The organism is Streptomyces sp. NPDC097129 (genome assembly GCF_055668065.1).
On the sequence record NZ_JBVOQE010000013.1, the window covers coordinates 194,503 to 218,382 of the forward strand.

General features: G+C 72.2%; 23 protein-coding genes and 1 pseudogene. 8 read left to right on the forward strand and 16 right to left on the reverse strand.

The features are described 5' to 3' along the window. Positions 1 to 12 precede the first annotated feature (12 nt). Both AC0B9F_RS31880 and AC0B9F_RS31885 read right to left on the reverse strand, forming a co-directional pair. A complete protein-coding gene (locus AC0B9F_RS31880; protein ID WP_472008389.1) occupies positions 13 to 471 on the reverse strand; it encodes a MarR family winged helix-turn-helix transcriptional regulator in 459 nt (152 codons plus the stop codon). Then, positions 468 to 1,085: a type 1 glutamine amidotransferase family protein gene (locus AC0B9F_RS31885; protein ID WP_472008391.1), complete on the reverse strand. Its 618-nt coding sequence runs from the start codon at positions 1,083 to 1,085 to the stop codon at positions 468 to 470. Before AC0B9F_RS31885 ends, AC0B9F_RS31880 begins: the two co-directional genes overlap by 4 nt. Before the next feature lie 181 nt (positions 1,086 to 1,266). On the opposite strand from AC0B9F_RS31885, the gene AC0B9F_RS31890 reads away from it, so the two are divergent. From AC0B9F_RS31890 to AC0B9F_RS31900, 3 genes are all read left to right on the forward strand, one after another. Continuing rightward, positions 1,267 to 2,625 (forward strand): aminotransferase class III-fold pyridoxal phosphate-dependent enzyme, encoded by a 1,359-nt coding sequence (locus tag AC0B9F_RS31890; protein WP_472008393.1) that lies wholly within the window; start codon positions 1,267 to 1,269, stop codon positions 2,623 to 2,625. Positions 2,626 to 2,734: 109 nt separating this feature from the next. Then, positions 2,735 to 3,472, forward strand: coding sequence for a GntR family transcriptional regulator (locus tag AC0B9F_RS31895; RefSeq protein ID WP_472008395.1), 738 nt, complete (start codon positions 2,735 to 2,737; stop codon positions 3,470 to 3,472). A 90-nt stretch (positions 3,473 to 3,562) separates the two neighbouring features. Further along, positions 3,563 to 4,213: a hypothetical protein gene (locus AC0B9F_RS31900; protein WP_472008397.1), complete on the forward strand. Its 651-nt coding sequence runs from the start codon at positions 3,563 to 3,565 to the stop codon at positions 4,211 to 4,213. A 3-nt stretch (positions 4,214 to 4,216) separates the two neighbouring features. Here AC0B9F_RS31900 and AC0B9F_RS31905 read toward each other — a convergent pair whose 3' ends face one another. The 3 genes from AC0B9F_RS31905 to AC0B9F_RS31915 form a co-directional block, all read right to left on the reverse strand. After that, positions 4,217 to 4,510 (reverse strand): hypothetical protein, encoded by a 294-nt coding sequence (locus AC0B9F_RS31905; RefSeq protein ID WP_472008399.1) that lies wholly within the window; start codon positions 4,508 to 4,510, stop codon positions 4,217 to 4,219. 96 nt (positions 4,511 to 4,606) lie between these two features. Then, positions 4,607 to 4,801: a hypothetical protein gene (locus AC0B9F_RS31910; protein WP_472008400.1), complete on the reverse strand. Its 195-nt coding sequence runs from the start codon at positions 4,799 to 4,801 to the stop codon at positions 4,607 to 4,609. 67 nt (positions 4,802 to 4,868) lie between these two features. Continuing rightward, positions 4,869 to 6,152, reverse strand: a complete 1,284-nt coding sequence (locus tag AC0B9F_RS31915) for an adenylosuccinate synthase (protein WP_472008402.1) — start codon at positions 6,150 to 6,152, stop codon at positions 4,869 to 4,871. Positions 6,153 to 6,360: 208 nt separating this feature from the next. On the opposite strand from AC0B9F_RS31915, the gene AC0B9F_RS31920 reads away from it, so the two are divergent. Then, positions 6,361 to 7,179: a diacylglycerol kinase gene (locus tag AC0B9F_RS31920; RefSeq protein ID WP_472008404.1), complete on the forward strand. Its 819-nt coding sequence runs from the start codon at positions 6,361 to 6,363 to the stop codon at positions 7,177 to 7,179. 198 nt (positions 7,180 to 7,377) lie between these two features. On the opposite strand, the gene AC0B9F_RS31925 is transcribed toward AC0B9F_RS31920, so the two are convergent. Next, positions 7,378 to 8,598 (reverse strand): cytochrome P450, encoded by a 1,221-nt coding sequence (locus tag AC0B9F_RS31925; protein ID WP_472008405.1) that lies wholly within the window; start codon positions 8,596 to 8,598, stop codon positions 7,378 to 7,380. 277 nt (positions 8,599 to 8,875) lie between these two features. Between AC0B9F_RS31925 and AC0B9F_RS31930 the strand changes: the two genes are divergently transcribed. Continuing rightward, positions 8,876 to 9,019, forward strand: coding sequence for a hypothetical protein (locus tag AC0B9F_RS31930; protein WP_472008407.1), 144 nt, complete (start codon positions 8,876 to 8,878; stop codon positions 9,017 to 9,019). A gap of 14 nt (positions 9,020 to 9,033) precedes the next feature. Beyond that, a complete protein-coding gene (locus AC0B9F_RS31935) occupies positions 9,034 to 9,498 on the forward strand; it encodes a hypothetical protein (protein ID WP_472008408.1) in 465 nt (154 codons plus the stop codon). 110 nt (positions 9,499 to 9,608) lie between these two features. On the opposite strand, the gene AC0B9F_RS31940 is transcribed toward AC0B9F_RS31935, so the two are convergent. The 8 genes and pseudogenes from AC0B9F_RS31940 to AC0B9F_RS31975 form a co-directional block, all read right to left on the reverse strand. Next, complete coding sequence (locus AC0B9F_RS31940; protein WP_472008410.1) at positions 9,609 to 10,271, reverse strand: response regulator; 663 nt, start codon at positions 10,269 to 10,271, stop codon at positions 9,609 to 9,611. Beyond that, positions 10,268 to 11,626, reverse strand: a complete 1,359-nt coding sequence (locus AC0B9F_RS31945; protein ID WP_472008412.1) for a sensor histidine kinase — start codon at positions 11,624 to 11,626, stop codon at positions 10,268 to 10,270. The genes AC0B9F_RS31940 and AC0B9F_RS31945 overlap by 4 nt, the downstream gene beginning before the upstream one ends. Positions 11,627 to 11,795: 169 nt before the next feature. After that, positions 11,796 to 12,470 carry a response regulator gene (locus tag AC0B9F_RS31950; RefSeq protein WP_472008413.1) on the reverse strand — a complete coding sequence of 225 codons (675 nt, stop codon included), beginning with the start codon at positions 12,468 to 12,470 and terminating at the stop codon, positions 11,796 to 11,798. Then, positions 12,467 to 13,876 carry a sensor histidine kinase gene (locus tag AC0B9F_RS31955; protein ID WP_472008415.1) on the reverse strand — a complete coding sequence of 470 codons (1,410 nt, stop codon included), beginning with the start codon at positions 13,874 to 13,876 and terminating at the stop codon, positions 12,467 to 12,469. The genes AC0B9F_RS31950 and AC0B9F_RS31955 overlap by 4 nt, the downstream gene beginning before the upstream one ends. Continuing rightward, on the reverse strand, positions 13,869 to 15,062 hold the full coding sequence (locus AC0B9F_RS31960) for an acyltransferase family protein (RefSeq protein ID WP_472008417.1): 1,194 nt from the start codon (positions 15,060 to 15,062) through the stop codon (positions 13,869 to 13,871). The genes AC0B9F_RS31955 and AC0B9F_RS31960 overlap by 8 nt, the downstream gene beginning before the upstream one ends. After that, on the reverse strand, positions 15,055 to 16,047 hold the full coding sequence (locus AC0B9F_RS31965) for an alpha/beta hydrolase (protein WP_472008419.1): 993 nt from the start codon (positions 16,045 to 16,047) through the stop codon (positions 15,055 to 15,057). The genes AC0B9F_RS31960 and AC0B9F_RS31965 overlap by 8 nt, the downstream gene beginning before the upstream one ends. A 110-nt stretch (positions 16,048 to 16,157) precedes the next feature. Then, a pseudogene (locus AC0B9F_RS31970) lies at positions 16,158 to 16,352 on the reverse strand (DUF397 domain-containing protein). A gap of 18 nt (positions 16,353 to 16,370) precedes the next feature. Further along, a complete protein-coding gene (locus AC0B9F_RS31975) occupies positions 16,371 to 17,243 on the reverse strand; it encodes an alpha/beta hydrolase (protein ID WP_472008420.1) in 873 nt (290 codons plus the stop codon). A 197-nt stretch (positions 17,244 to 17,440) separates the two neighbouring features. Here AC0B9F_RS31975 and AC0B9F_RS31980 point away from each other — a divergent pair, with 197 nt between their 5' ends. After that, positions 17,441 to 18,043, forward strand: coding sequence for a TetR/AcrR family transcriptional regulator (locus tag AC0B9F_RS31980; protein ID WP_472008422.1), 603 nt, complete (start codon positions 17,441 to 17,443; stop codon positions 18,041 to 18,043). A 146-nt stretch (positions 18,044 to 18,189) separates the two neighbouring features. Beyond that, positions 18,190 to 21,510 carry a FlgD immunoglobulin-like domain containing protein gene (locus tag AC0B9F_RS31985; RefSeq protein WP_472008424.1) on the forward strand — a complete coding sequence of 1,107 codons (3,321 nt, stop codon included), beginning with the start codon at positions 18,190 to 18,192 and terminating at the stop codon, positions 21,508 to 21,510. 225 nt (positions 21,511 to 21,735) lie between these two features. On the opposite strand, the gene kynU is transcribed toward AC0B9F_RS31985, so the two are convergent. Further along, positions 21,736 to 22,920: a kynureninase gene (kynU, locus tag AC0B9F_RS31990; RefSeq protein WP_472008426.1), complete on the reverse strand. Its 1,185-nt coding sequence runs from the start codon at positions 22,918 to 22,920 to the stop codon at positions 21,736 to 21,738. Further along, positions 22,913 to 23,752, reverse strand: coding sequence for a tryptophan 2,3-dioxygenase family protein (locus tag AC0B9F_RS31995; protein ID WP_472008427.1), 840 nt, complete (start codon positions 23,750 to 23,752; stop codon positions 22,913 to 22,915). Before AC0B9F_RS31995 ends, kynU begins: the two co-directional genes overlap by 8 nt. Positions 23,753 to 23,880: the final 128 nt, after the last annotated feature.

Below are 23,880 nucleotides of genomic sequence, written 5' to 3' on the forward strand. Positions count from 1 at the left end.
ACGGGGCGGTGTCTACGGTTGCGTAACAGCCGGGTCCAGTTCGTCCAGGACGACGGCCAGCCGCTCCATCAGCTCGACGGCCGCGGCCAGTTCCGCCTCCCCGAAGGCCTCGGCCAGCCGGTCGGCGAACGCCGCGTGCCGGGGGCCGATACGGGCGACGGCCGCGCGGCCCTCCTCGGTCGGCGCGAGCAGTTTGGCGCGGCGATGGGCCGGGTTGGGCCGGTATTCGGCCAGTCCCCGCTCCACCAGCAGGTCGGCGATCCGCTGCACGCTCTGCCGGGTGATGCCCATGGCGCGGGCGATCCCGGCGACCGGCAGGGGCTGCGGCAGCACCGCTCCGAGCACCTGCCACCACGCGGCGGTCAGTCCGGCCGGCCGGGCCAGCTCCTCGGCGACGGCGAGGAACCGCCCGTTGAGCCGGAAGACACCGAGCGCGCTGCGGCTGAGCAGTTCCTGACGGGCTCGGCTCACCGCGTCCCGGCCTGCTGCAGCTCGGCGTACGCCGTGGCGTCGGAGTCGTGGAAGAGGCGGTACCAGGCGTCGGTCACGCGCTCGTCGTACGCGCCGAGCAGCCGGAAGATCTCCCGCGCGAAGGCGACCGGCTCGGTGGGCCCGGCGCTGACGAGGAGGCCGTCGGTGACGGCGTCCGCCTCCACATACCGCTCGCCGCCGGCGTACCCGGTGGCCGCGAGGTACTGCGCCGCGCCGCTGGTGTGGGCGCGGTCGTCGAAGAGGCCCTCGCGGGCGAGACCGGCGGTCGCGCCGCAGATCGCGGCGACGGGGACACCGGCGTCCAGGAAGGCGCGGGCGGTGCGGGCGAAGGGGGCGAGGGGGTCGCCGTCGGCGTTCCAGTCGTTGGCGCCGGGCAGGATCAGCAGGGAGCTGTCCTCGGGGCGCACCTCGTCCAGGGCGAGGTCGGGCTGGACGCGCAGGCCGCCGATGCTGGTGACGGGCTCGCGGGTGGGGCCGACCGTACGCACGGGGAAGCCGGCGAGCGCGAGGTGCGCGGTGGCGTGGCCGGTCTCCCAGTCGGCGAGGGTGTCGTAGACGGCGAGGTACACGGGCTTGCGGTCGGTGCTGCTCATGGCTGCCTCCAGCGAAAGCACTATGACAGCAGGCTGTCACCAGGACAGCCTGCTGTCAATGGAAGGGAACGGCCCCCGGAGCCTCTCGGCGCCCCGCATCGACAACCTGTCGTGGAAACCCCCTGTCCACAGACAGGACGCCGATACCGCTTCCGCATCGCGGACATTTACCCTCGCCGACATGACCCCTCATCTGCCCGACCCCCAGACCGGCGCCGCGGTGAAGGCCGCGGACCGCGCGCACGTGTTCCACTCCTGGTCCGCGCAGGACCTGATCGACCCGCTCGCCGTCGCCGGCGCGGAGGGGTCGTACTTCTGGGACTACGACGGCAAGCGCTACCTCGACTTCACCAGCGGGCTGGTCTACACCAACATCGGCTACCAGCACCCGAAGGTCGTCGCCGCGATCCAGGAGCAGGCCGCGACGATGACGACGTTCGCGCCGGCCTTCGCGATCGAGGCGCGTTCGGAGGCGGCCCGGCTGATCGCCGAGCGCACCCCCGGCGACCTGGACAAGATCTTCTTCACCAACGCCGGCGCCGACGCCGTAGAGCACGCGATCCGCATGGCGCGGCTGCACACCGGCCGTCCGAAGGTGCTCTCGGCGTACCGCTCGTACCACGGCGGCACCCAGCAGGCGATCAACGCCACCGGCGACCCGCGCCGCTGGGCCAGCGACACCGGCACCAGCGGCGTCGTCCGCTTCTGGGCGCCCTTCCTGTACCGCTCGCGCTTCTACGCCGAGACCGAGGAGCAGGAGTGCGCGCGGGCGCTGGAGCACCTCGAGACGACCATCGCCTTCGAGGGCCCGGCCACGATCGCCGCGATCATCCTGGAGACCGTGCCCGGCACGGCCGGGATCATGGTCCCGCCGCCCGGCTATCTCGCCGGGGTGCGCGAGATCTGCGACAAGTACGGGATCGTGTTCGTCCTGGACGAGGTGATGGCCGGGTTCGGCCGCACCGGTGAGTGGTTCGCGGCCGACCTGTCCGGTGTCGTGCCGGACCTGATGACCTTCGCCAAGGGCGTGAACAGCGGATACGTCCCGCTCGGCGGCGTCGCGATCAACGGGGAGATCGCCGAGACGTTCGGCAAGCGGCCCTACCCGGGCGGGCTCACCTACTCCGGGCACCCGCTGGCCTGCGCCGCGGCCGTGGCGACGATCAACGTGATGGCCGAGGAGGGCGTGGTCGAGAACGCCCGGCAGCTCGGCGGGGCGGTGCTCGCGCCCGCTCTCGCCGAGCTGGCCGAGCGGCACCCGAGCGTCGGCGAGGTGCGCGGCGTCGGGATGTTCTGGGCGCTGGAGCTGGTGAAGAACCGGCAGACCCGCGAGCCGCTGGTGCCGTACAACGCGGCCGGCGAGGCGAACGCGCCGATGGCGGCCTTCGCGGCGACGGCCAAGGCGCACGGCGTGTGGCCGTTCGTGAACATGAACCGCACCCATGTCGTCCCGCCGTGCAACGTCACCGAGGCCGAGCTGAAGGAGGGCCTCGCGGCGCTGGACGCGGCGCTGTCGGTGGCCGACGAGTACACCGAGTAGCTCCCGCGGGGGGGGCGCCCCCGGTGGGCCGAACGCGTAAGGTGGCGTGCTCGTAGACACCCCTGCGAGCCCGCCACCTACGCGCGTTCCGGAAGGAGCCCCCACGACCATGCCCGGCAGTACCGGCACCGGCGCCGTGACCCGCAGCACCCTGCGGCAGCAGATCGCCGACGCCCTGCGCGACGAGGTGCTGGCAGGCCGGCTCAAGCCCGGGCAGGAGTTCACGGTCAAGGAGATCGCCGAACAGTACGGCGTCTCCGCGACGCCGGTGCGCGAGGCGCTCGTGGACCTCGCCGCCCAGGGCCTGCTGGAGGCCGACCAGCACCGCGGCTTCCGCGTGCACGAGTACTCCGTCGCGGACTACCGGGGCATCATCGAGGCCCGCAGCCTGGTCGTGGAGGGGATGTTCACGGCCCTCGACGACGGCCACAAGGGCTACCGCGACCTGCACGAACCGCAGGTGGCGGCCGCGGCGGCCGGGGTGCGGCGGCGCGCGGAGGAGGCACAGCGGGCGGCACGGGCCGGCGACCTGACCGTGCTGATCGGCTACGACCTGCGCTTCTGGCGCGAGCTGAGCACCCTGTTCGGCAACCCCTACCTCGCCGGCTTCCTGCACCGGCTGCGCGTGCAGTCCTGGGTGTGCGCGGTGCAGCACCTGCGGCTGCTCACCGATCTGCGCGGCTATCTGTGGGCCCGCCACACCGAGCTGGTCGACGCCCTGTCACGACGCGACACCGTTACCGCCCGGTCCATCGTCACCTCGTACAACGCGCACTCGCTCGCGCTGATCGAACAGCTCGCGGCCCACAGGGATGAGGGCCGGGCCGCACGGGAAAACGACGGCTGACCGGGACGTACCCGCGCCTTACGAGGGCGGGTGACAGCGAATACGCTGCTGGGACCAACGCGTGCGCTGTTGCTGTGTGAGGAGCTCCTTTTGGCCTGTGACCTGTGGCTGGTACCGCTCGTCGACGTGTTGTGCCACGCGCCCGACAACCCGTTCGCCGAGGAACTCACCCAGTACAACGCGGCGCTCGCCGAGGCCGGTCTGCCACCGGTGCCGGTCTACCAGTACATGCCGGGTCTGTCCGGCGACGTCGGCCCGGTCGCCGGGTTCGACTACGACGCACTGCACTTCCTGCGCCGCGCGCACCTGCTCCAGCTGTGCGGGCTGCCGGTGACGCCGGTGGACGAACTGGGCGGGGACTACGAGCAGTTGCTGGAGATGTTCGAGGCGACGGCCCAGCAGTCGCATCTGGTCTGGCACTACGACCACGCCGGCGCGTACGTTCCGCTGGACTTCCCGCACCCGCTGGCCAACGACGAACTCCTCGCCGGCGGCGGCCCGCTGGGCTCCTCGCAGGGGCTGCTGCGGGAGCTGGAGCAGGTCGCCCCCGCGCTCGGCATCGACCCGGCCAACCCGCCGGCCCCGCCGCAACCGCCGCTGGAGCCGACCGAGTTGGAGCAGCCGGCCGCGCCGGCGCCGTACGATCCGAGCCCGTTCGCCCGCGAGCGTCACGTCTGGCTGGGGCTGCACGCGGCGGCGACGCGGAGTCTGGCGCAGGGCTCGATGATCGTGTTCAGCTGACGGTCAGCGACCCACCTGGGAGAGGCCCTTCTGCACGTCCTCGAAGTTCATCACCGGGGTGTAGGTGACCTTGGCGCCCAGGTTGAGGAACCACGGCTCGCTGAGCACCGGCATCAGGGAGCTGTCCTGCATGTCGAAGACGAAGAAGGCGCAGCGATCGCCGTTCTCCGCGGTGAAGTAGGCCGCTTCGGGCTTGAGCTGTTCCATCGCCTCCTGGACCAGCTTCCCCAGGGTGCCATTCCGGATGGCCTCGTTCGCCTTGTCCGTGTTCATCTGCGCCTTGAACAGTACGCGCATCGCACTCACCCTCTTCGGTCGAGATACGCGAAGTTCACGCCCAGGATATGCCGTTATGCGGTATTTCTCTTCGGCTGCTCCGGCGCGAGCGGCTGGTCAGGCGATGAGGCGGATCTCCGGTGGCCACAGCACGCCGGTGGCCAGGAGCAGGGACGGGCCCAGGTGGACCGGGCACACCCGCAGGGCGGGGCGGCCGTGCCGGGTCACCTCGAAGCGGGCCCGTTCGCCGCAGTCGGTGCCGGCGACCTCACCGCCGTACGGGCCCCGGCACGCAGGCTCACCCTGGGGCATGTCTCCATTCGAACGCACAACGGGCGCCCCCGCTTGCCGGGGGCGCCCGTGTGTGCAGCGTGAGGACCTACAGGAACGAGTTGATCTCGATCGTCTCGTCCCGGCCCGGGCCCACACCGATCGCGGAGATCGGCGCGCCGGACATCTCCTCCAGCGCCTTCACGTACGCCTGCGCGTTCTTCGGCAGGTCGGAGAACGACTTCGCCTTGCTGATGTCCTCGCTCCAGCCCGGCAGCATCTCGTAGACGGGCTTCGCGTGGTGGAAGTCGGTCTGCGAGTACGGCAGCTCCTCGACGCGCTTGCCGTCGATCTCGTACGCCACGCACACCGGGATCTGCTCCCAGCCGGTGAGCACGTCGAGCTTGGTGAGGAAGAAGTCGGTCAGGCCGTTCACCCGCGTCGCGTACCGGGCGATCACCGCGTCGAACCAACCGCAGCGGCGGTCGCGGCCGGTGGTGACACCCCGCTCGCCGCCGATCCGGCGCAGCGCGTCGCCGTCCTCGTCGAACAGCTCGGTCGGGAACGGACCGGCGCCGACGCGGGTCGTGTACGCCTTGAGGATGCCGATGACCCGGCTGATCTTCGTCGGGCCGACACCCGCACCGGTGCAGGCGCCACCGGCGGTCGGGTTGCTGGACGTGACGAAGGGGTACGTGCCGTGGTCGATGTCCAGCAGCGTGCCCTGGCCGCCCTCGAAGAGCACGACCTTGTCGTCCTCCAGGGCCTGGTTCAGGATCAGCACGGTGTCGGCGACGTACGGCTTGATCTGCTCGGCGTAGCCCAGCAGCTCCTCGACCACCTGGTCGGCGGTGATGGCGCGCCGGTTGTACAGCTTGGTGAGGATCTGGTTCTTGACGTCGAGGGCCGCCTCGACCTTCTGCTGCAGGATCGACTCGTCGTAGAGGTCCTGCACCCGGATGCCGACGCGGTTGATCTTGTCCGCGTAGGTCGGCCCGATGCCGCGCCCGGTCGTGCCGATCTTGCGCTTGCCGAGGAAGCGCTCGGTCACCTTGTCGACGGTGACGTTGTACGGCGTGATGACGTGCGCGTTGCCGCTGATCAGCAGCTTCGACGTGTCCACGCCGCGCTCGTTCAGACCGCTCAGCTCGGAGAGCAGGACCGACGGGTCGACGACGACACCGTTACCGATGACAGGCGTACAACCGGGAGAGAGGATTCCGGAAGGGAGGAGATGCAGTGCGTACTTCTGGTCGCCTACGACGACGGTGTGGCCGGCGTTGTTGCCGCCCTGGTAGCGCACTACATAATCGACCGATCCACCGAGCAGGTCGGTGGCCTTTCCCTTGCCCTCGTCACCCCACTGAGCACCGAGCAGCACAAGTGCGGGCACGCGCGTACACCCCTTCCGGGCGGGGCATGTCCAAGGTCAGGGGCGTACGCGGAAGGGTTCCGCCGCGTGCACCACGGCCGTCGTTGGCCGCTACCGTCGGACCGGATGCCCCGGAATAGACGAAGCCCCTGGCGCAATAGCGCAAGGGGCTCTTGCACAAAGATGCTACCCGAGGAAGCGAGGCAGGACCGAGGTGGCGACCTTCGCGATGTCCGACCAGCTGTTGGTGATCATCGATCCGGTCGCCCGGCGGACGGACCCAGAGTCCGTCCGGATCGCAAAAGACGTGCTCAGCGCGGGTGCGGCGACAAAGGTGTGCCTGCCGGAGGGTCCGGAGGAATTCGCCCGGATGCTGCTGCGCCGGGGGTCCCGCAGGCCGGTCGTGGTCGGTGACGACCGCGCCCTGGTGCAGGCGGTGACGCTGCTGCACCGGCGGCGGGAGCTGGCCGGCTGCGCGCTGTCGGTGGTGCCGGTCGGGGGCCGGCTGTCCGTGATGCGGGCGCTCGGCGTGCCGGCGGGTGCGGTGGCGGCGGCGCGGGCCGTCCTCGACGGGGCCGAGCGGCGCCTGGACCTGATGGTCGACGACAGCGACGGGGTGGTCCTGGGCGAGCTGCGGATCCCGCCGGTGACCGAGGACGCCCCGGCGGAGGCCGCCCGGCCGTGGCTGCGCACCTGCCGGTCCCTCGTGCACGCGCTGGTGCCCGCCCGCCCGGCCCGTGTGGCGCCGGGGGCCGACGGCCCGGCCCGGCTGCGGGTGGAGGTCGACGGGGAGCTGCTGGTCGGTACGGAGCATCCGGTGTCGGGCGTGTCGGTCATACGCGCGGCCGCGGGGCTCGCGGAGGTCGAGGTGCGGCCGGTGTCGGTGGGCGCGGCGGCCGCGCCCCTGCGGGCGACGGGCCGCCGGGTGACGGTCACGGGCACGGACTTCCGCTACCGGGCGGACGCGACGGTCTCGGGCCCGGTACGACGGCGGACGTGGACGGTGGCGGAGGGAGCCTGGGCCCTGACGATGCCGAGCACGGGGTGACGCGGGCGCGAGCGTGACCGCCGGACCTCACCCGGCGACCAGCCGAATGGCGACCGACCGAATGGCGATCGACCGAGCGGTGATCGGCCGGACGGCGACCGACCGGACGGTGATCGACCGGACGGCGACCGACCGAGCGGCGGAGGCGGCGATCAACCGGACCGCGATCGACCGAGCGGCGATCGACCGAGCGCGTGATCACCCCAGCTCCACCCGCAGCCCCTCCAGGCCCCGGATCACGAAGTTCGGCTTGCGCATGGGGTCGGCGGCGAGGGCGAGGGTGGGGGCCTTGGTGAGCAGGGCGTTCATCGAGGCGGCCAGTTCGATGCGGGCCAGCGGGGCGCCGATGCAGTAGTGGATGCCCGCGCTGAACGAGATGTGCGGGTTGTCGCGGCGGGCGAGGTCCAGACGGCCCGGGTCGGCGAAGACGGCCGGGTCGTGGTTGGCGGAGCCGAAGAGCATGGCGATCTCCGCGCCCCTCGGGATCGTCGTGCCGTCGATCTCGATGTCGTCCAGCACCCAGCGTTCGAAGAGCTGCAGCGGGGTGTCGTAGCGCATCAGCTCCTCGATCGCCGTCGGGATCAGGGAGTGGTCGGCGCGCAGGGCGGCCAGCTGGGCCGGATGCCGGAAGAGGGCGTACCAGCCGTTGACCGTGGCGTTGACGGTGGCCTCGTGACCGGCGTTGAGGAGGAGGACGGCCGTGGAGATCATCTCCTGCTCGGTGAGCCGGTCGTCCTCGTCGTGCGCGGCGATGAGCCCGGAGATCAGGTCCTCGCCGGGCCTCCGGCGGCGCTCGGCGATCAGCGCGCGCAGGTAGTCGGAGAACTCCACCGACGCCCGCACGGCCCTGTCCGCCGTCTCCGGCGGCGGGTTCAGCTCGTACATCCCGCAGATGTCCGCCGACCAGGGCCGCAAGCGATGCCGGTCGGCCTCCGGGATGCCCAGCATCTCGGCGATCACCGCGACCGGCAGCGGCTCGGCGACATCGGTGAGCAGGTCCCCGCCACCCACGTCGACGAGCCGCTGGACGAGGTCGCCCGCCAGCGCGTGCACATACGGCCGCAGCCGCTCCACCGTGCGCGGGGTGAACGCCTTGGACACCAGGCGCCGGATCCGGGTGTGGTCCGGCGGTTCGAGGTCGAGCATGCCGTGGTCGTTGAGCGTGTGGAACGGCTCGTGCTCCGGCGGGGGCGGGGTGCGCCCGAACTCCTCGTGCGAGAAGCGGTGCAGATACGTCCGCCCGAGACGGCGCTCGCGCAGCAGCGCGGAGACGTCCGCGTGGTGCGGGACCAGCCACTGGTTCGTCGGCTCGTAGAACAGCACTCGGCCACGCTCACGCAGTTCGGCGTAGGCGGGGCAGGGGTTCTCGACGAAGCGCGGGTCCCAGGGGTCGAAGGCGAGGTCGGTGACCGCTGACATGGACGGACGCTAACGCGGGAGCCCGGTGTGTGGCCAGAGGTCGGCCCGTCGTCCGAGGAACGGCCGGCCCGCCGGTGCGGTCGTTGCTCAGTTCTTGCTCAACTTCGTTGTCTTCGGGCGTCCTGTTCTACAAGATCACCTCTGTCGCGGTTGCCCCGCTCCGGTCGCCCGGCCAGCGGCCGAGGAGAGGGGCAGGGACCGCGTCGCGTCTGTCTGACCAACAGGCGCCACCTGCACAACCGCAGGACTGCACAACGCACACGAGGGGGACGCCGACGTGACATCGTCGACCGGCGTGGTCCGCACCACCGTCATCGACCCGAACGAGCCGACGTTCACCGCGGCCGGGGTGCGCGATCTCATCCAGCGGACGAAGACCGACGGGGGCGCCGACACCGCCGAGATCGCCCAGAAGGCGTAGGCGAGGGCAGCCGGATGGATGACGAACCGTCGACACCTGGTGAGAAGCGGCTCGCCCGCCTGGTCGTGGGGGGACTCGTGCTGTTCGTGGCCGGGCTGGTCGGGCTGGTGTTCCTGCTCGTCCTGCTCGTCACGGCCGTGGTCTTCCCCGACGCGGTGGAGTTCGACGGGGTCCTCCCCGTCCTGTGGGCGCTGCTGCTGATGGGCCCGTGCGCGGGCGTCGCCCTGGCCGTCACGGTGCCGGCGCGTGCGCTCGTGCGCGCCTCGCTGAACCCGTCACCGTCCGTGGCCCGCGTCTGCGACGCCGTCTTCGGCTGGCTGTCGGCGTTCCTCGTCGGTGTGATGCTGCTGGAGTGGACGCCGGGGGTTCGCGCCCACTCCCTGCTGCCGGCCGTCGCCGTCGCCACCGTGGGCCTGCTGCTGGAACCGCTCAGCGACCGGCTCTTCAAGAAGAGCCAGGACGAGGGGAACGGCCGCTGATCCGGTCACCGGCCGGAGCCGACGGGGACGCCCGCTGCCCGTCCCTGCCGGACGGAGCAGGCAGGGACGCCCGCTGGACCGGCGCCGCCCCTGGCCCTCACCCCGTGCCGTCAACTCGGGGTCACCAGGCGGGTCTCGTAGGCGAACACCGCCGCCTGGGTGCGGTCGCGCAGGCCCAGCTTCACCAGGACGCGGCTCACATGGGTCTTGATCGTCGACTCGGCGACCACGAGCCGCTCGGCGATCTCCGCGTTCGACAGGCCCTGGGCGATCAGGACCAGCACTTCCGTCTCCCGTTCGGTCAGCTCCCCGTACGCCTGCGCCGCAGATGGCAGCCGCGGCGCGTCGGTGAGCCGTGAGAACTCGGTGATCAGACGCCGCGTCACCGACGGCGCGAGCAGCGCCTCCCCGGCCGCCACCACCCGGACCCCGTCGGCGAGCTGACGCGCCGAGGCGTCCTTCAGCAGGAAGCCGGAGGCGCCCGCGCGCAACGCCTGGTACACGTACTCGTCCAGATCGAACGTCGTCAGCACCAGCACCTTCGCCGCCGCGTCCGCCGCGACGATCTCCCGCGTCGCCTCGATGCCGTTCAGCTCGGGCATCCGGATGTCCATCAGCACGATGTCCGGGGCGAGTTCACGGACCCGGTCCACCGCCTCACGGCCGTTGACCGCCTCGCCGACGACCTCGATGTCCGGCATCGCGTTCAGCAGCACCGAGAAGCCCTCCCGGACCATCATCTGGTCGTCCGCGATCAGTACCCGGATCGTCATGGGGTGCCCTCCGCCACCGCGGTGACCGGCAGGAACACCGCCACCTCATAGCCGCCGTCGGCCATGGGGCCCGCCGTCATCTCCCCGTTCAGCATCGTCACGCGCTCCCGCATCCCGGTGATGCCGTGCCCGGCGCCGGGCGACTGCTTGACCAGCGCGGGGCTGGGCGGCGGGCCGTTGACTATGCGCAGGCCCAGCCCGCCGATGACGTACCCGATCTCCACCCGGGCGCTCGCCCCCGGCGCGTGCCGCAGCGTGTTGCTCAACGCCTCCTGCACGATCCGGTACGCCGACAGCTCCACCCCCTGCGGCAGCTCGCGCACCGCGCCCGTCACCGCCTTGTCCACGTCGAGGCCGGCCTGGCGCACATTGGCCAGCAGCGCGTCCAGGTCCGCCAGCGTGGGCTGCGGCGCCTCCGGGACCGCGTAGTCCTCCGCCCGTACGACACCCAGCACGCGGCGCAGTTCGGTCAGGGCCGCCACCGCGTTCTCCCGGATGGTGACGAAGGCCTTCTCCAGTTCCTCCGGCGGGTTCTGCACCCGGTAGGGCGCGGCCTCGGCCTGGATGGCGACGACCGACATGTGGTGGGCGACCACGTCGTGCAGCTCCCGCGCGATGGTGGTGCGCTCCTCCAGCAGCGTGCGCCGCGATCTCTCGTGCGCGGTGACCGTCTGCTGGGCGGTGACCTCCTGCTCGGCGTCCCGGCGGATGTGCCAGACGGTGACCACGAGCAGCAGCACGGCCGACAGGAACAGCATCGGCATGGTCGTCGTGCCTTCGAAGGGATGCGCGAGCAGCTCGGCCATCCCGCCGTACACGAATGTCAGCAGCCACATCCAGGCGGCGGTGCGCGGGCGGGTGCGGATCGCCACGATCGTCATGACGCACAGGTGCGCCAGGAAGCTGCCCGGCTGGAACGGCCACAGGTCCCACAGCGGGTCCACCACACACAGGACGGGTGCCGAGACCAGCGACAGCCAGAACGCGGCGACCGGCCTGAGCAGCGTCAGCAGCACGGCGGCCGCCGGAATGAAGCTCACCAGCAGATACGGCGGCCAGGCCGGCGCGGGTGCGGCGCCGGTCATCCAGACCAGCAGCGCCAGTGCGCCCACGACCGCGTGCGGCGTCCAGAGCGCGTACCGCCGCAGTCCGGGCGGCAGGCCGCGCAGGAACCGGCCGTCCGCGGCCCGGCGGGGCAGGGGGCGGTAGGCGAAGGCGTCGTGCAGCAGGTCCTGCCGCAGGCCGCGCAGCGCCTGCACGGCCGCCCGGACCTCCGGGCTGCGCGGCTTGTACGCGGCGTACCCGCCGTCCGCGTCCCGCGGCGGTGTGCTGTGCGTGGGGGTCGTCTCGGTCACGTTCCACACCGTAGGCCGGGGCGGGTGTCCCGGTCGTCACCAGTGAGAGGGGTCCTGCCGGGTCCGTCTCAGGTACTACGGGTACCGTCCCGACCGGCCCGCGCAGGTATGACGGCTACCGTCCGGGCCGGGCCACGTAGGCATCGGGTACCGGCCGGGCGGGGCCGCGTCAGTAGCCGGACGGCCGGACCAGACCCGACTCGTAGGCGAACACCGCAGCCTGCGTACGGTCCCGCAGGCCCAGCTTCACCAGGATGCGGCCCACATGGGTCTTCACGGTCTGCTCCGCGACGACGAGCCGTTGGGCGATCTCCGCGTTGGACAGGCCCTGCGCGATCAGGGCGAGCACCTCGGTCTCGCGCTCGGTGAGGTCGCCGATCCGTTCCTTCAGCGGGGCCTTGGGGGTGCCGTTGAGGCGGGTGAACTCGGTGATCAGCCGCTTGGTGATGCCCGGCGCGAGCAGCGCGTCCCCGGCCGCCACCACCCGCACCGCCTCGGCGAGCTGGTCCGCGGAGGCGTCCTTCAGCAGGAACCCGGCCGCCCCGGAGCGCAGCGCCTCGTACACGTACTCGTCGAGGTCGAAGGTGGTCAGCACCAGCACCTTGACCTCGGGGGTGGCGGCCTTGATGCGGCGGGTGGCCTCGATGCCGTCCATCTCGGGCATGCGGATGTCCATCAGGACGACGTCCGGGGCCAGTTCCGCCACCTTCGCGACCGCGTCCCGCCCGTCGACGGCCTGCCCGATCACCTCGATGCCGGGCTGGGTGTTGAGCAGCACCGTGAAGCCCTGGCGGACCATCTGCTGGTCGTCGGCGATCAGTACGCGGATGGGACCGCTCGTCATACGAGGTCGTCTCCTGTCGGGAAGGTCAGTTCCACGTTGAACCTGGGGGGCGGGACCGGCTTGTCGGCGAACGGGATGCCGTCGCGGGGCAGGAACGCGGACACGGCGAAACCGCCGTGCAGGGTCGGGTGGGCGATGATATGGCCGCCGAGCATCGTGGCGCGCTCCCGCATGCCGAGCAGCCCGTGCCCGCTGCCCGAGGAGTCCGTGGCGGGCCGCGTCGGGCGGGAGTTGATCACCCCGAGGTAGAGACCGTCGGGGAAGTGGACGACCTCGACACGCACAGCGGCACCCGGCGCGTGCTTCAGGACGTTGCTGAGCGCCTCCTGCACTATGCGGAACGCGGACAGCTCCACCCCCGGCGGATACGGCACCGCGTCGCCCCGGATGTCGGTACGGATCTCCAGACCGGCGGCCCGGATGTTGTCGATGAGGCTGCCGAGCCGGTCCAGGGTGGGCTGCGGCGCGTCGGGCGTCGGCCCGGCACCGTCGCGGCCCTGTCCGAGGGCGCCCAGGTCCTCGGGAAGCTCCGAGCGCAGCACGCCCAGCACCCGGCGCAGCTCGGTCAGCGCCTCCAGCGCGTTCTCCCGGATTCCGGTGAGGTTGTCCCTCAGCTCCTGTGGCGGGTCCTTGACCAGGTGCGGCGCGACCTGGGCCTGGATGGAGATCACCGACATGTGGTGGGCGACCACGTCGTGCAGTTCCCGGGCGATCCGGTTGCGCTCCTCCAGCAGGGCGCGCCGGGCCCGCTCCTCGGCGGTCAGCGTGGTCTGCTGCTCCAGCTGCGCCCGGGCCTCGCGGCGGCCGCGCAGGGCGATGCCGAGGACGACGACGACCGCGCAGAGGATGACCGCGAGCACCCCGGTGGGCGTGTAGTCGGACGCGCCCAACAGCCCCTGCAGGGCATAAGTGAGAAGCGCGGTCAGGGCCAGCGCCTCGACGGACACCCGGGTGCGCACGCGCAGGGCGAGCAGCAGCAGCACCGCCATGTGGCCGATGATCCCGGCCGACGACCAGGGCCAGACGAAGTCGTGAGCGCCGCCGGCCAGCAGTTGGCGCCGCACCTCCACGGCGCCCGCCAGCGTGCCCGCCATGGACAGCCACCACGCCGGGACCGGCCGCCACAGCGCGAACACCACCGCACCGCCCTGCGCGAGCCCGATCAGGAAGGCGACCTGCCCGCCCACCCCGCCGCCGTCCACCAGCTGGGCCGCCGCGCCGAAGGTCACCCCGAACGCGACCAGGCACAGCACACCGTGCGGGAACCAGCGCAGCCACACGAAGACCGGCAGGGGATCCGCGCGGTAGGTGCACAAGTCCTCGCGCAGCACCCGCAGCCAGCGCAACACCACGCGGCCCACCCCCGACTTCACCCCCGATTCCGTCACGCCGCCCAGCCTAGACATGGCGCGCCTCCCCCGAGCTCCGGCGATCCGCCGGGCAGTGCGCCCGCACCACACGGGACCGGCCCGGACCGCGCCACTCGTGCCGGCGGAAGGCAACCCAGCACACCCCCAGCACCGCCGCGAACACCGGCAGCCACAGCAGCCGGGCCGCCACCCAGCCGAGATCGTCGGGCGCCGTGTGCAGGCCGGGCAACCGCCCGGCGAGGAGCGCGCCGGCCGTCGTCGCCATCAGGGCCGTCTGATGCCACAGGAAGACCGTCATCGCGGACAGGTTGACCAGCACCACGGCGGTCCAGGCCACCGGCCGGCGCAGGGCCCGGCGCAACCGGTCGCGCACCAGCAGCGCCAGACCGCACTGGGCCATCCCGAAGGTGACGGCGGCCAGGGTCGGCGGATCGAGGTTGGACACGGCGGCACCCGGCACCCCGACCATCGACGCCGGATATCCCGCCCACGCCACCAGCGCGACGGTCACCACCGCACCCCCGCCCAGCAGCAGCCACCCGGCCCGCCGCCGCTCCAGCTCACCCCTCGTCCACGCGGCGCCCAGCGTGTACGGCACCAGCCAGCCCGCCGCCACGTTCACCCAGCCGAGCCAGGACGGGCCGCCCAGTCCGAAGCGCACCAGGTCCACATGGAGGACGACGGCGAGCGGCCACAGCGGGTTGAGCCGGGTCAGCAGCGGGGTCGCCGCCGTCAGCCCGGCGAGGACCAGAAGGAACCACAAGGGGGACAGCGCCAGCTTGACGAGCGTGTGCACGGTCGCCGGTTCCGCGCCGGTGAGGACCAGCAGCGCCGCCGCCACCGCCCACAGCGTCAGCAGGGCCGCCACCGGCCGGAACAGCCGGCCCAGCCGGGCCGCCAGCCACCGCCGGTACGGCACACCCCGCTGCCGGGCCGCCGCCAGACCCCGGGTGGCGGAGTGCCCGCCGACCAGGAAGAACACGGCCAGGGTCTGGAAGACCCAGGAGACCGGCGCCAGCCACGGCATCGGCCCCAGCGGGCTCGCGGTGTGCAGGGTGCCGCCGTCGGCGACCAGCGCGGTCACCAGCCAGTGCCCGAGCACCACACCGAGGATGGCGACCGCCCGCAGGGCGTCCACCGCCCGGTCCCGGTCGGCCGGGGTGGCGGCATCGATCCGCGCGGCGAACCGCCCGAGTTCCGTCCGCGTCGCACGCTCAGGCACGGGACACCTCCGCCTGCTCGCCGAGCACGATCCGGGCGAGGTTCGCCAGGGACACCGAGCCCGGCCGGAAGTAGTCGCTGTGCCCGCCGTCGCCGGCCGCGAAGACCCGGGCGCCGAACGCCGGGTCCACCGGGTCCGTACCGAAGCCGACCGTCGTCCCGAACAGGCCGGCCCGGACATGCGGCACATCGGCCACCCAGTCGTCGCCGCCGCGCGCCGCCCACACCCGGGCGGTCGTGTGCAGCGCGGTGACGTCGTCGGCGCCCGTGCCGGGGCTGCCCAGCAGGGCGATGTCGTCCACGGCCGGCACGTCCGCCGCACGACCGCACACCACCGAGCCGTAGGAGTGACACAGGAGGGCGACATGGGCCGTGCGGCCCGCTATGGCATGCAGCTGCCGTATGAACTCCTTCAGCTTCGGGGCGGCTTGGTCGGCACGGTCGGGAGTCAGCACCGTCGTACTGACCGTGCCGGGGGTGTCGTAACCGAGCCAGGCGACCACGGCGGTGACCGTTCCCGGCGGCGCCGCTCTGCCGACACCGGCCGCGAGCGCGGTCGCCGTCGCGCGGAACCGGGCGTAGGTGTCGAGCGACGTGTCCGAACCGGGCACGAGCACGGCTATCCGGTCGGCGCGGGCCAGATCGCCGAGCACCTCAACGACATGGCCCGCTCCGCGGCCGTCGAAGGCGAGCAACCGGCGATCCGCGAGGGCGCGCTCCGTCTCCGCCCGGCGGGTGTCGCCGTACGCCGCGGCCATGCGCGCCGCCTCCAGGGCGTTGGCCCGGTTCGCGGCGTACGCCTGCGGCAGCGTGGCCGGGGTGACGGCCGCGAGCCGCGCCGGGGCCGGGGCGGGGACTTGCGGCCGGGCCGCGGCGGAGAGCGGGACGACGACCGCCGTAGTGATCAGTGCGGCCAGCAGAGCGCGGAGCAGTCCCCGACCCCGCCGCGGCGGGCTCTGCCGCGCGCCGTAATCCCCCGTGTCCATGCTCACCCTCCCCGCCACGCGACCCGTCCATCGGGGCCGCCTGACAAGGAAGTTACGGAGCGCGACACCTCATCCGCGTCACACCGGGGAGCTCATCTCCGGCGTAGCTCTCAGGTACTACGGGTACGACGGGGCTCCGCCTTGACGTGCTCGACGAAGGCGGTGAACTCCGACGCGGGGAAGGAGAGGGTGGCCCGCGCCGGGACCTTGGAGTCGCGGACGGCTATGCGGGTGGGGAGGTCGGCGATCTCGACGCAGGTGTCACCCTCGCCGCCGCCGGAGTAGGTGGACTATCGCCAGTTCATCAGAGTTCCTGCCCCGCCTCACCACGCCAGCTGGGCGATCTCCTCCGCGGCCACCGCGCACGCGTCCGCCGCCGGGTCGATCAGGGGGAAGTGACCCACATCCTCCAGCAGCGTCAGGCCCACCATCTCCCCCGCCTTCGCCGCCGCGTCCGCGTACGACTCGGCGACCGCCTGCGGCACATCAAGGTCGGCGCGCCCCTGGACGAGCGTCGTCGCGATCCCGGTGGGCAGCAACAGGGCCGGGTCGGCGTACAGCCGACGCTCGGCGAACACCCGCTCCCCACCCAGCAATTGGCGCGCAGCGCCCCCGCACACGTCCAGCTTCTCCGCGACCGCGAAGTCCGCGATCGGGGCGAGGGCGACCACGCCGCGCAACGGTGCCGGGCCGTGGATGCGCCAGGGCGCATCCGTGGGCAGGACGTGCCGGGCGGCCGCCCACAGGGCGAGGTGACCGCCGGCGGAGTGACCGGTGACGACCGTGCGGCGCGCGTCGGCCTGCGGCAGCGCCGCGCGGACCAGGCCCGGCAGCGCGTCGAGCGCGGCGGCGACGTCGTCGAACGTCTCCGGCCAGCGGCCCGCGACCTCGTCGCCCTCCGTGGCGCTCCCCCGCCGGTACTCCACGCTGGCCACGGCGAAGCCGCGCCGGGCCAGGAAGTCCGCGAACGGGCTGACGTGCCGCCGGTCGTACGGCGCCCGCCAGGCACCGCCGTGCAGGACGGCGACCAGGGGGGCCAGGCCGGTCGGGCCCACCTGGACGCGCGGGGCGTAGAAGTCGATCACCTGGTCGGGGTGGTCGCCGTAGGCGGCGGTGGCGTCGGGGTCGACGGGCGGGTGCGAGAAGGCCGACTCCTCCTCGGCGGCGGCCCGGGCTGCTGCGACGTCGTCCGGCATGCTCCAACCTCTCAGCGATGACACGTACTTGGCGGACCAGAAGAGACGGACCAGGGGGAAAAATCGGCCGTTGGCCGGGACGGTATCAGGCCGGTGACGTGCGCGGACACGCGGATGTCACGCTCGGTGAGGGTTAAACGGTTCTGCTGTTTCGTTACGCTGACGGGGTAATCCGTCCGTGCACCAAGGAGGCCGTTATGTCCGCCGAACCCGGCACCGTACGTCCCGGCGGCCGTACCGCTCGCGTCCGCGCGGCCGTGTTGCGGGCGGCCGGGGACGTGCTCGTGGAGCACGGCTTCGACCGGCTCGACCTCGCGGACGTCGCGCGCCGGGCCGAGGTCGGCAAGACCACCGTCTACCGACGGTGGGGCTCGGTGACGGGCCTGGTCGCCGACCTGCTCGCGGACATGGCCGAACAGTCGCTGCCGCGCGAGGAGACCGGGTCGGTGCTCGGCGATCTACGGGCCAACGCGTCACTGGTACAGCGCACCCTGGCCGACCCCCGTCAGGGCGCCCTCTTCCGGGCGGTGATCGCGGCGGCGGCCTGCGACACACGCACAGCTGAGGCACTGCGCCGGTTCTACGAGGTGCGGGTGGCCGAGTGGGCGCCATGCGTGGAACAGGGCGTGGGACGGGGCGAGTTGCCGCGCGGCACGGACGCGGGGGCGGTCGTCCGAGCGGTCTCGGCACCCCTCTACTACGAGCTGCTGACGACCGGAATCGCCCCCGATCCCCCCGCGGCCGATCGGGCGGCCCGAGCGGCGTACGAGGCCGCGAAAGCCGGGGTGTACGCCGGGTGACCCCGGTCCGGGCGCCGGTAAAGGTCCGGGTGTCCGCGAGCAAAGGACAGGGTGTACGCAGGTAAAGGCGACGGGTTACTGTCGGGGCTCGTGAGCCGGGAGGGGAGCCCGGCTCCGGCTTCCGGTCCTGGGGAGGGGCCCTCATCTTGCGCAGTATTCTCAAGCGCCGCCGTGGCCGTGCCGCGGCGGCTGCCGCCGTGACCGTGGCGGCTCTCATCAACGTCATACCGCTGGCCGGGGCGGCGGAGGCCGCCGAGACGCCGGCCGAGGTGGTCATCCCGGCCGAGTACAGGGCGGATCCGTACGCCGGACTGCCCATCGCGGGCCTGACCGGTTTCCTGCGGCACGCCGGCGACGGGTACACCTGGATCTCCTACGCCGACGGGACGCGTACCCCGCTCGGCTCGACCTCGGAGGTTCCCTTCGCCACCAGCTCGGACGTGATCGCCTGGAGCACGGACGGCGGGGTCAGGCTGGACGACCCCACGCACGGCACCACGCAGTTCATCGGCATCCCGCGAGAGTACGCGTTCGAGGCCATCGTGGGCGCGTCGGTCGTCGCCGTGGAACGGAACAACCCGGCCCGCTGGCATCTCCTGACACGCGAGCAGGACGGGGTCACCGACAAGACGCTGACTTTGCCGCAGGGCGCGACCAACGTCTTCATGCCCTACTTGAAGGTGCCCACCCGGTACGGCTTTTTCCTCAAGTACACCGTCAGCGGTGTCGCCCACCTCGACTGGGTCGACCGCTCTTTCACCACCCGGCCGGTGGATCTGGGGACGTACGGCACGTCGGACATCACGATCCTGTCGGGCAGGTATCTGTTCCGCCGCTATCCGGACGAGCACCGTATGCGGATATGGGACATGACCGGCGACTTCTCCGCACCGGCCCATGAGATGGCCTGGACCGGGGGCATCCCCGTGACGCTCGTCGGCGACCATGCTCTGGCCCGGGTCACCACCGAGGGCGGTGGCGACCGCCTCGTGGCCCGCCCACTCGCGGGCGGGCCGGACGTGCCGGTGCTCGACCGGGTCGTCACCGACACCCCTGTCTCACCGGACGGGCGAGTGCTCGCGGTCCGCGCCGAAGGCATCGAACGCACCGTCCACGCGATACAAGCGAGCCAGGACGGCGGACCGCCGGTCGTCACGAAGGTCACCGACATCCCGCCCACCCGTACCCGCCTGGAGAAGACGACACTGGCCCAGGGTGTTCTCCAGACGTACGGGACGGGGCCCGGCAACAGGGGGCTTCTCACCTCGACCGAGCTGGCCACGGCAGGTGACCCGACGGCCGGGACCGGGAAGGAACTCGGCAACTACCTCTGCGGCAGCTTCGACTGCACGTCGATCGTTCCCACCGGTGACGGCCGCTCGGTCCTCCTGCGATCAGATCTTCACGGACCGATCCACGTGCTCGAAGCGGGGCAGGGCCTGCCCGGCACGAGCGTCGCGGAGGTCGACCCGGCCGACCACACGGTGCGGGCTTCCGGCCGCTACATCGCATACCGGCTGGCGGGCCAGCGGGCAGAAGTCCGCGATCTGGACACCCACCAGGTGGTACTGAACCAGCCGCACCCGGACCCGTCCGACCCGCAGATCGCCCTCGCAGGGGACACCCTGTGGGAGACGGCCGGCACCCCCGGCGCGGTCATCGCCGTCGACGTCCGCTCCGGCGCCCCCCGCCAATCGCTCAAGGTCGCGGACTGCGACCTGACCGATCTCCAGGTGAACGGCTCCCTCCTCTACTGGAAGTGCGACTCCAAGGCGGGCGTCCGGGACGTGGCCTCCGGCGAGAACTTCGCCATCCCCTCTCACCGCACCGCCCTGCTCGGTGACGGCTACCTCGCCCACCAGCAGGACGGCGTCCTGTCCGTCACCCCGCTGCGCGGCACCGGGACGACACGGGTGATCGGCAATCCCTCCAAGGGCGGCACCAACTTCAGCGTGGACCGCTTCGGCGGCCCCCTCGCCTACGCCGACGACCAGGACCGCGTCCACGTGGTCCGCAGCGGCGCCCCCACCTCCGACCTCTCCGCCCTCGACGCCGACACTCCCGAGACCCTCGACCTCGACGCCGCCACCGCCTCCTGGACCGGGCGCTGGTGGCTGTCCAAGCCGTCCGCGTCCTGGACTCTGACGGTCAAGGACCGCACCGGCAAGGCCGTACGGACCCTGAGCGGCGGTGAGGCGCGCGGACTGGTGAAGGCCGTCTGGGACGGCAAGGACGACAACGGCGCCGCGCTCGCCGACGGCCGCCACACCTACGAGCTGACGGCACGGCCCGCGGACGGCACCGGCCCGGAGCTGCGACGCACCGGCGAGGTGTTCCTGACGCACGGGCGGCTCGGAACGTACGAACCGGTGGCCCCGGCCCGCATTCTCGACACCCGCAGCGGCCTGGGCGCGCCCAAGGCGAAGATCGGCTCCGCCGGCACCGTGACGCTTCAGGTCACGGGCCGTGGCGGGGTACCGGCGACGGGCGTCACCGCGGTCACCATGAACGTGACCGCGACCGACCCGACCGCCTCGACCTACGTGTCCGTCTACCCGTACGGCACGGCCCGCTCGGCCGCGTCCAGCCTCAACGCGGCGGCGGGCCGAACAGTGCCGAACCTGGTCACCGTGCCGGTGAAGGACGGCAAGGTCACGCTCTACAACCACGCCGGCAGCGTGAACCTCCTCGCGGACGTCGCGGGGTACTACACGCTGAGCGGTGAGGGCGACGGCTTCCGCTCGCTGGCCCCGGCCCGCCTCCTGGACACCCGCAGCGGACTCGGCGCACCCAAGGCGAAGATCGGCTCGGCGAGGACGGTGACCTTGCAGGTCACGGGCCGCGGCGGCGTACCCGCGACCGGCGTCACCGCGGTCACCATGAACGTGACGGCCACCAACCCGACCGCCTCCACCTACGTGTCCGTCCACCCGTACGGCACGGCCCGCTCGGCCGCGTCCAACCTGAACATGGTCGCCGGGCAGACGGTGGCGAACCTGGTCACCGTGCCGGTCAAGGACGGCAAGGTCACGCTCTACAACCACGCCGGCAGCGTGAACCTCCTCGCGGATGTCGCCGGGTACTTCACGGCCGGCGCGGGTGACGGCTTCCGCGCGCTGGCCCCGGCCCGCCTCCTGGACACCCGCAGCGGACTCGGCGCACCCAAGGCGAAGATCGGCTCGGGGCAGACGGTGACCTTGCAGGTCACGGGCCGCGGCGGCGTACCCGCGACCGGCGTCACGGCGATCACCATGAACGTGACGGCGACCAACCCGACCAGCATCGGCTACGTCTCGGTCTACCCGTACGGGACGCCACGCCCGGCCACGTCCAACCTCAACGTGGCCAAGGGCCAGACCGTCGCGAACCAGGTCGTCGTACCCGTCAAGGACGGCAAGGTGACGCTGTACAACCACAACGGCACCGTCGATCTCCTGGCCGACGTGGCCGGTTACTACACGTCGTAGCCCGGCACTGAGGGGCCCCGCCGCGCGCGCCACGACGTGGCCGCAGTCGCGCGCGGCGGGAAGGGGCCGGGGTGGGGGGTGTCCGCCCGCAGCGGCCGGCACCGGCACAGGGCGCCCGCGTCGGAAACGGGCGGCCGGACCGAGGACGCACACCCCCCACCCCGGCCCCGCGCACCGCAGGTGCTGCACCAGCCCCCCACACGCCCGCAGCCGAAAAGCCGGAGGTCAGCCCAGCGCAGCGCCCAGCACCCGAGCCGCCCGCTCCACATCCCCGAACCCCACATACAGCGGCGTGAAGCCGAAGCGCAGAACGTCAGGGGCCCGGTAGTCGCCCACCACCCCCCGCTCGATCAGCCGCTTCATGACGTCACCGGCATCCGCGCACCGCAGCGCGACCTGGCTGCCGCGCTCCGAGTGCGCCACGGGCGTCACGGACTCGACCCGGCCCTGACCGACGTACTCCTGAACGCACTCGAGGAAGAAATCCGTCAGCGCGAGCGACTTCTCACGCACGGCCTCGATGGTCACCCCGTCCCACACGTCCAGCGCCGCCTCCAGCGCCAGCATCGACAGGATGTCCGGGGTACCCACACGCCCCCGCAGCGCGCCCGCCGCCGGCGCGTACTCAGGACGCATGCCGAACGGCTCGGCGTGGGAGTTCCACCCCGGCAGCGGCGAGTCGAAGCGGTCCTGAAGCGAACGGCGCACGTACAGATACGCCGGCGAACCCGGGCCCCCGTTGAGGTACTTGTACGTGCAGCCGACCGCCAGGTCCACGCCGTGCTCGTCCAGCCCCACCGGCAGCGCCCCCGCGCTGTGGCACAGGTCCCACACCGCGACCGCGCCCACGGCGTGCACCGCGGCCGTCAGCGCCGGCAGGTCGTGCAGGCGCCCGGTGCGGTAGTCGACGTGGTTCAGCAGCACCGCCGCCGTGCGCTGCGACAGCGCGCCCGGCACCTCGGCCGGCGTCACCGCCCGCAGGGTGCGGCCGGTGAGCCGGGCCGCCGACTCGGCGATGTAGCCGTCCGTGGGGAACGTCGAGGCGTCGACGAGGATCTCGTCCCGCCCGTCCCCGGCCAGCCGCACCGCGCCGACCAGCGCCTTGAACACGTTCACGCTGGTCGAGTCGCCCACGACGATCTGCCCCGGCGCCGCGCCGACCAGCGGCGCGATCCGGTCGCCGATCCGCTCGGGCGCCGTCCACCAGCCGCTCTCGTCCCAGGAGCGGATGCGCAGCTCGCCCCACTGGCGGCGCACGACGTCCTCCACCCGGCCGGGAACGTGCGCGGGCAGCGCGCCGAGCGAGTTGCCGTCCAGGTACACGACGTCATCGAGCACGAACCGGCCGCGCACCTCCGCGAGACCGTCCGCGGAGTCCAGCTTCCGCGCCCGCTCAGCCAGTTCAGACATGGGACCTCGCCGTCCACAGCTCCGGGAAGACGTTCTTCTGCGCGCGCTTCTCCAGCCACGCCACCCCGGCCGAACCACCGGTGCCCTGCTTGGCGCCCATCGCGCGGCGCGTGGCCGTCAGATGGTCGTTGCGCCAGCGCCACACCAGCTCGGCGACATCCGTCAACGCCTCGCCCAGCCGGGCGAGTTCACCGTTGTGGTCGCCGGAGTAGATCTCCGCCCACGCGGCCTCCACGGCATCGGAGGGCTCGTAGCGCCGGGTCATGTCCCGCCCGAGCACCGACGCCGGAATCGCGTACCCGCGCCGCGCGAGCAGGCCTACCACCTCGTCGTACAGCGACGGCTCGTGCAGCGCCTTCTCCAGTTCCGCGTGGACGCGGGGCGCGCCGCGGTGCGGCACCAGCATGGACGCGGACTTCTCGCCGAGCAGGAACTCCAGCCGCCGGTACATCGCGGACTGGAAACCGGAGCCCTCGCCGAGCGCGGACCGGTAGGAGTTGAACTGCTGCGGGGTGAGTCCGCCGAGCGGCTTCCAGGAGGCGTTCAGCGCCTCCAGCTCGCGTACGGAACGTTTCAGCGCGTCGATCGCGACCGGCACCCGGTCCTCGCGCAGGGCGCGCGCGGCGGTCTCCCATTCATGGACGATGACCGTGAACCACAGCTCCATCACCTGGGTCGTGACCAGGAAGACCATCTCTCCGGGATCGTCGGAGAGGGTGTGCTGGAGGTGGGTGAGCACGTCCGCCTTGACGTAGTCCTCGTACGGCGTGGTGCCCTCGAAGTCGAGATGCGGGGTCTGAAGCTCGTCTGACCGGTGAGCCTCGTGGGACATCGCTGTCTCCTGTTGTACTCCGGGTAGCGGTCCGCCCCTGCCGTTACCGGCACGGGGGCCCCGGTCCCCACCCGCATCCTCCGCAATCACTGCGGAAACGGCAAGGCCCGCCCGGTCAAGGGCGGGCC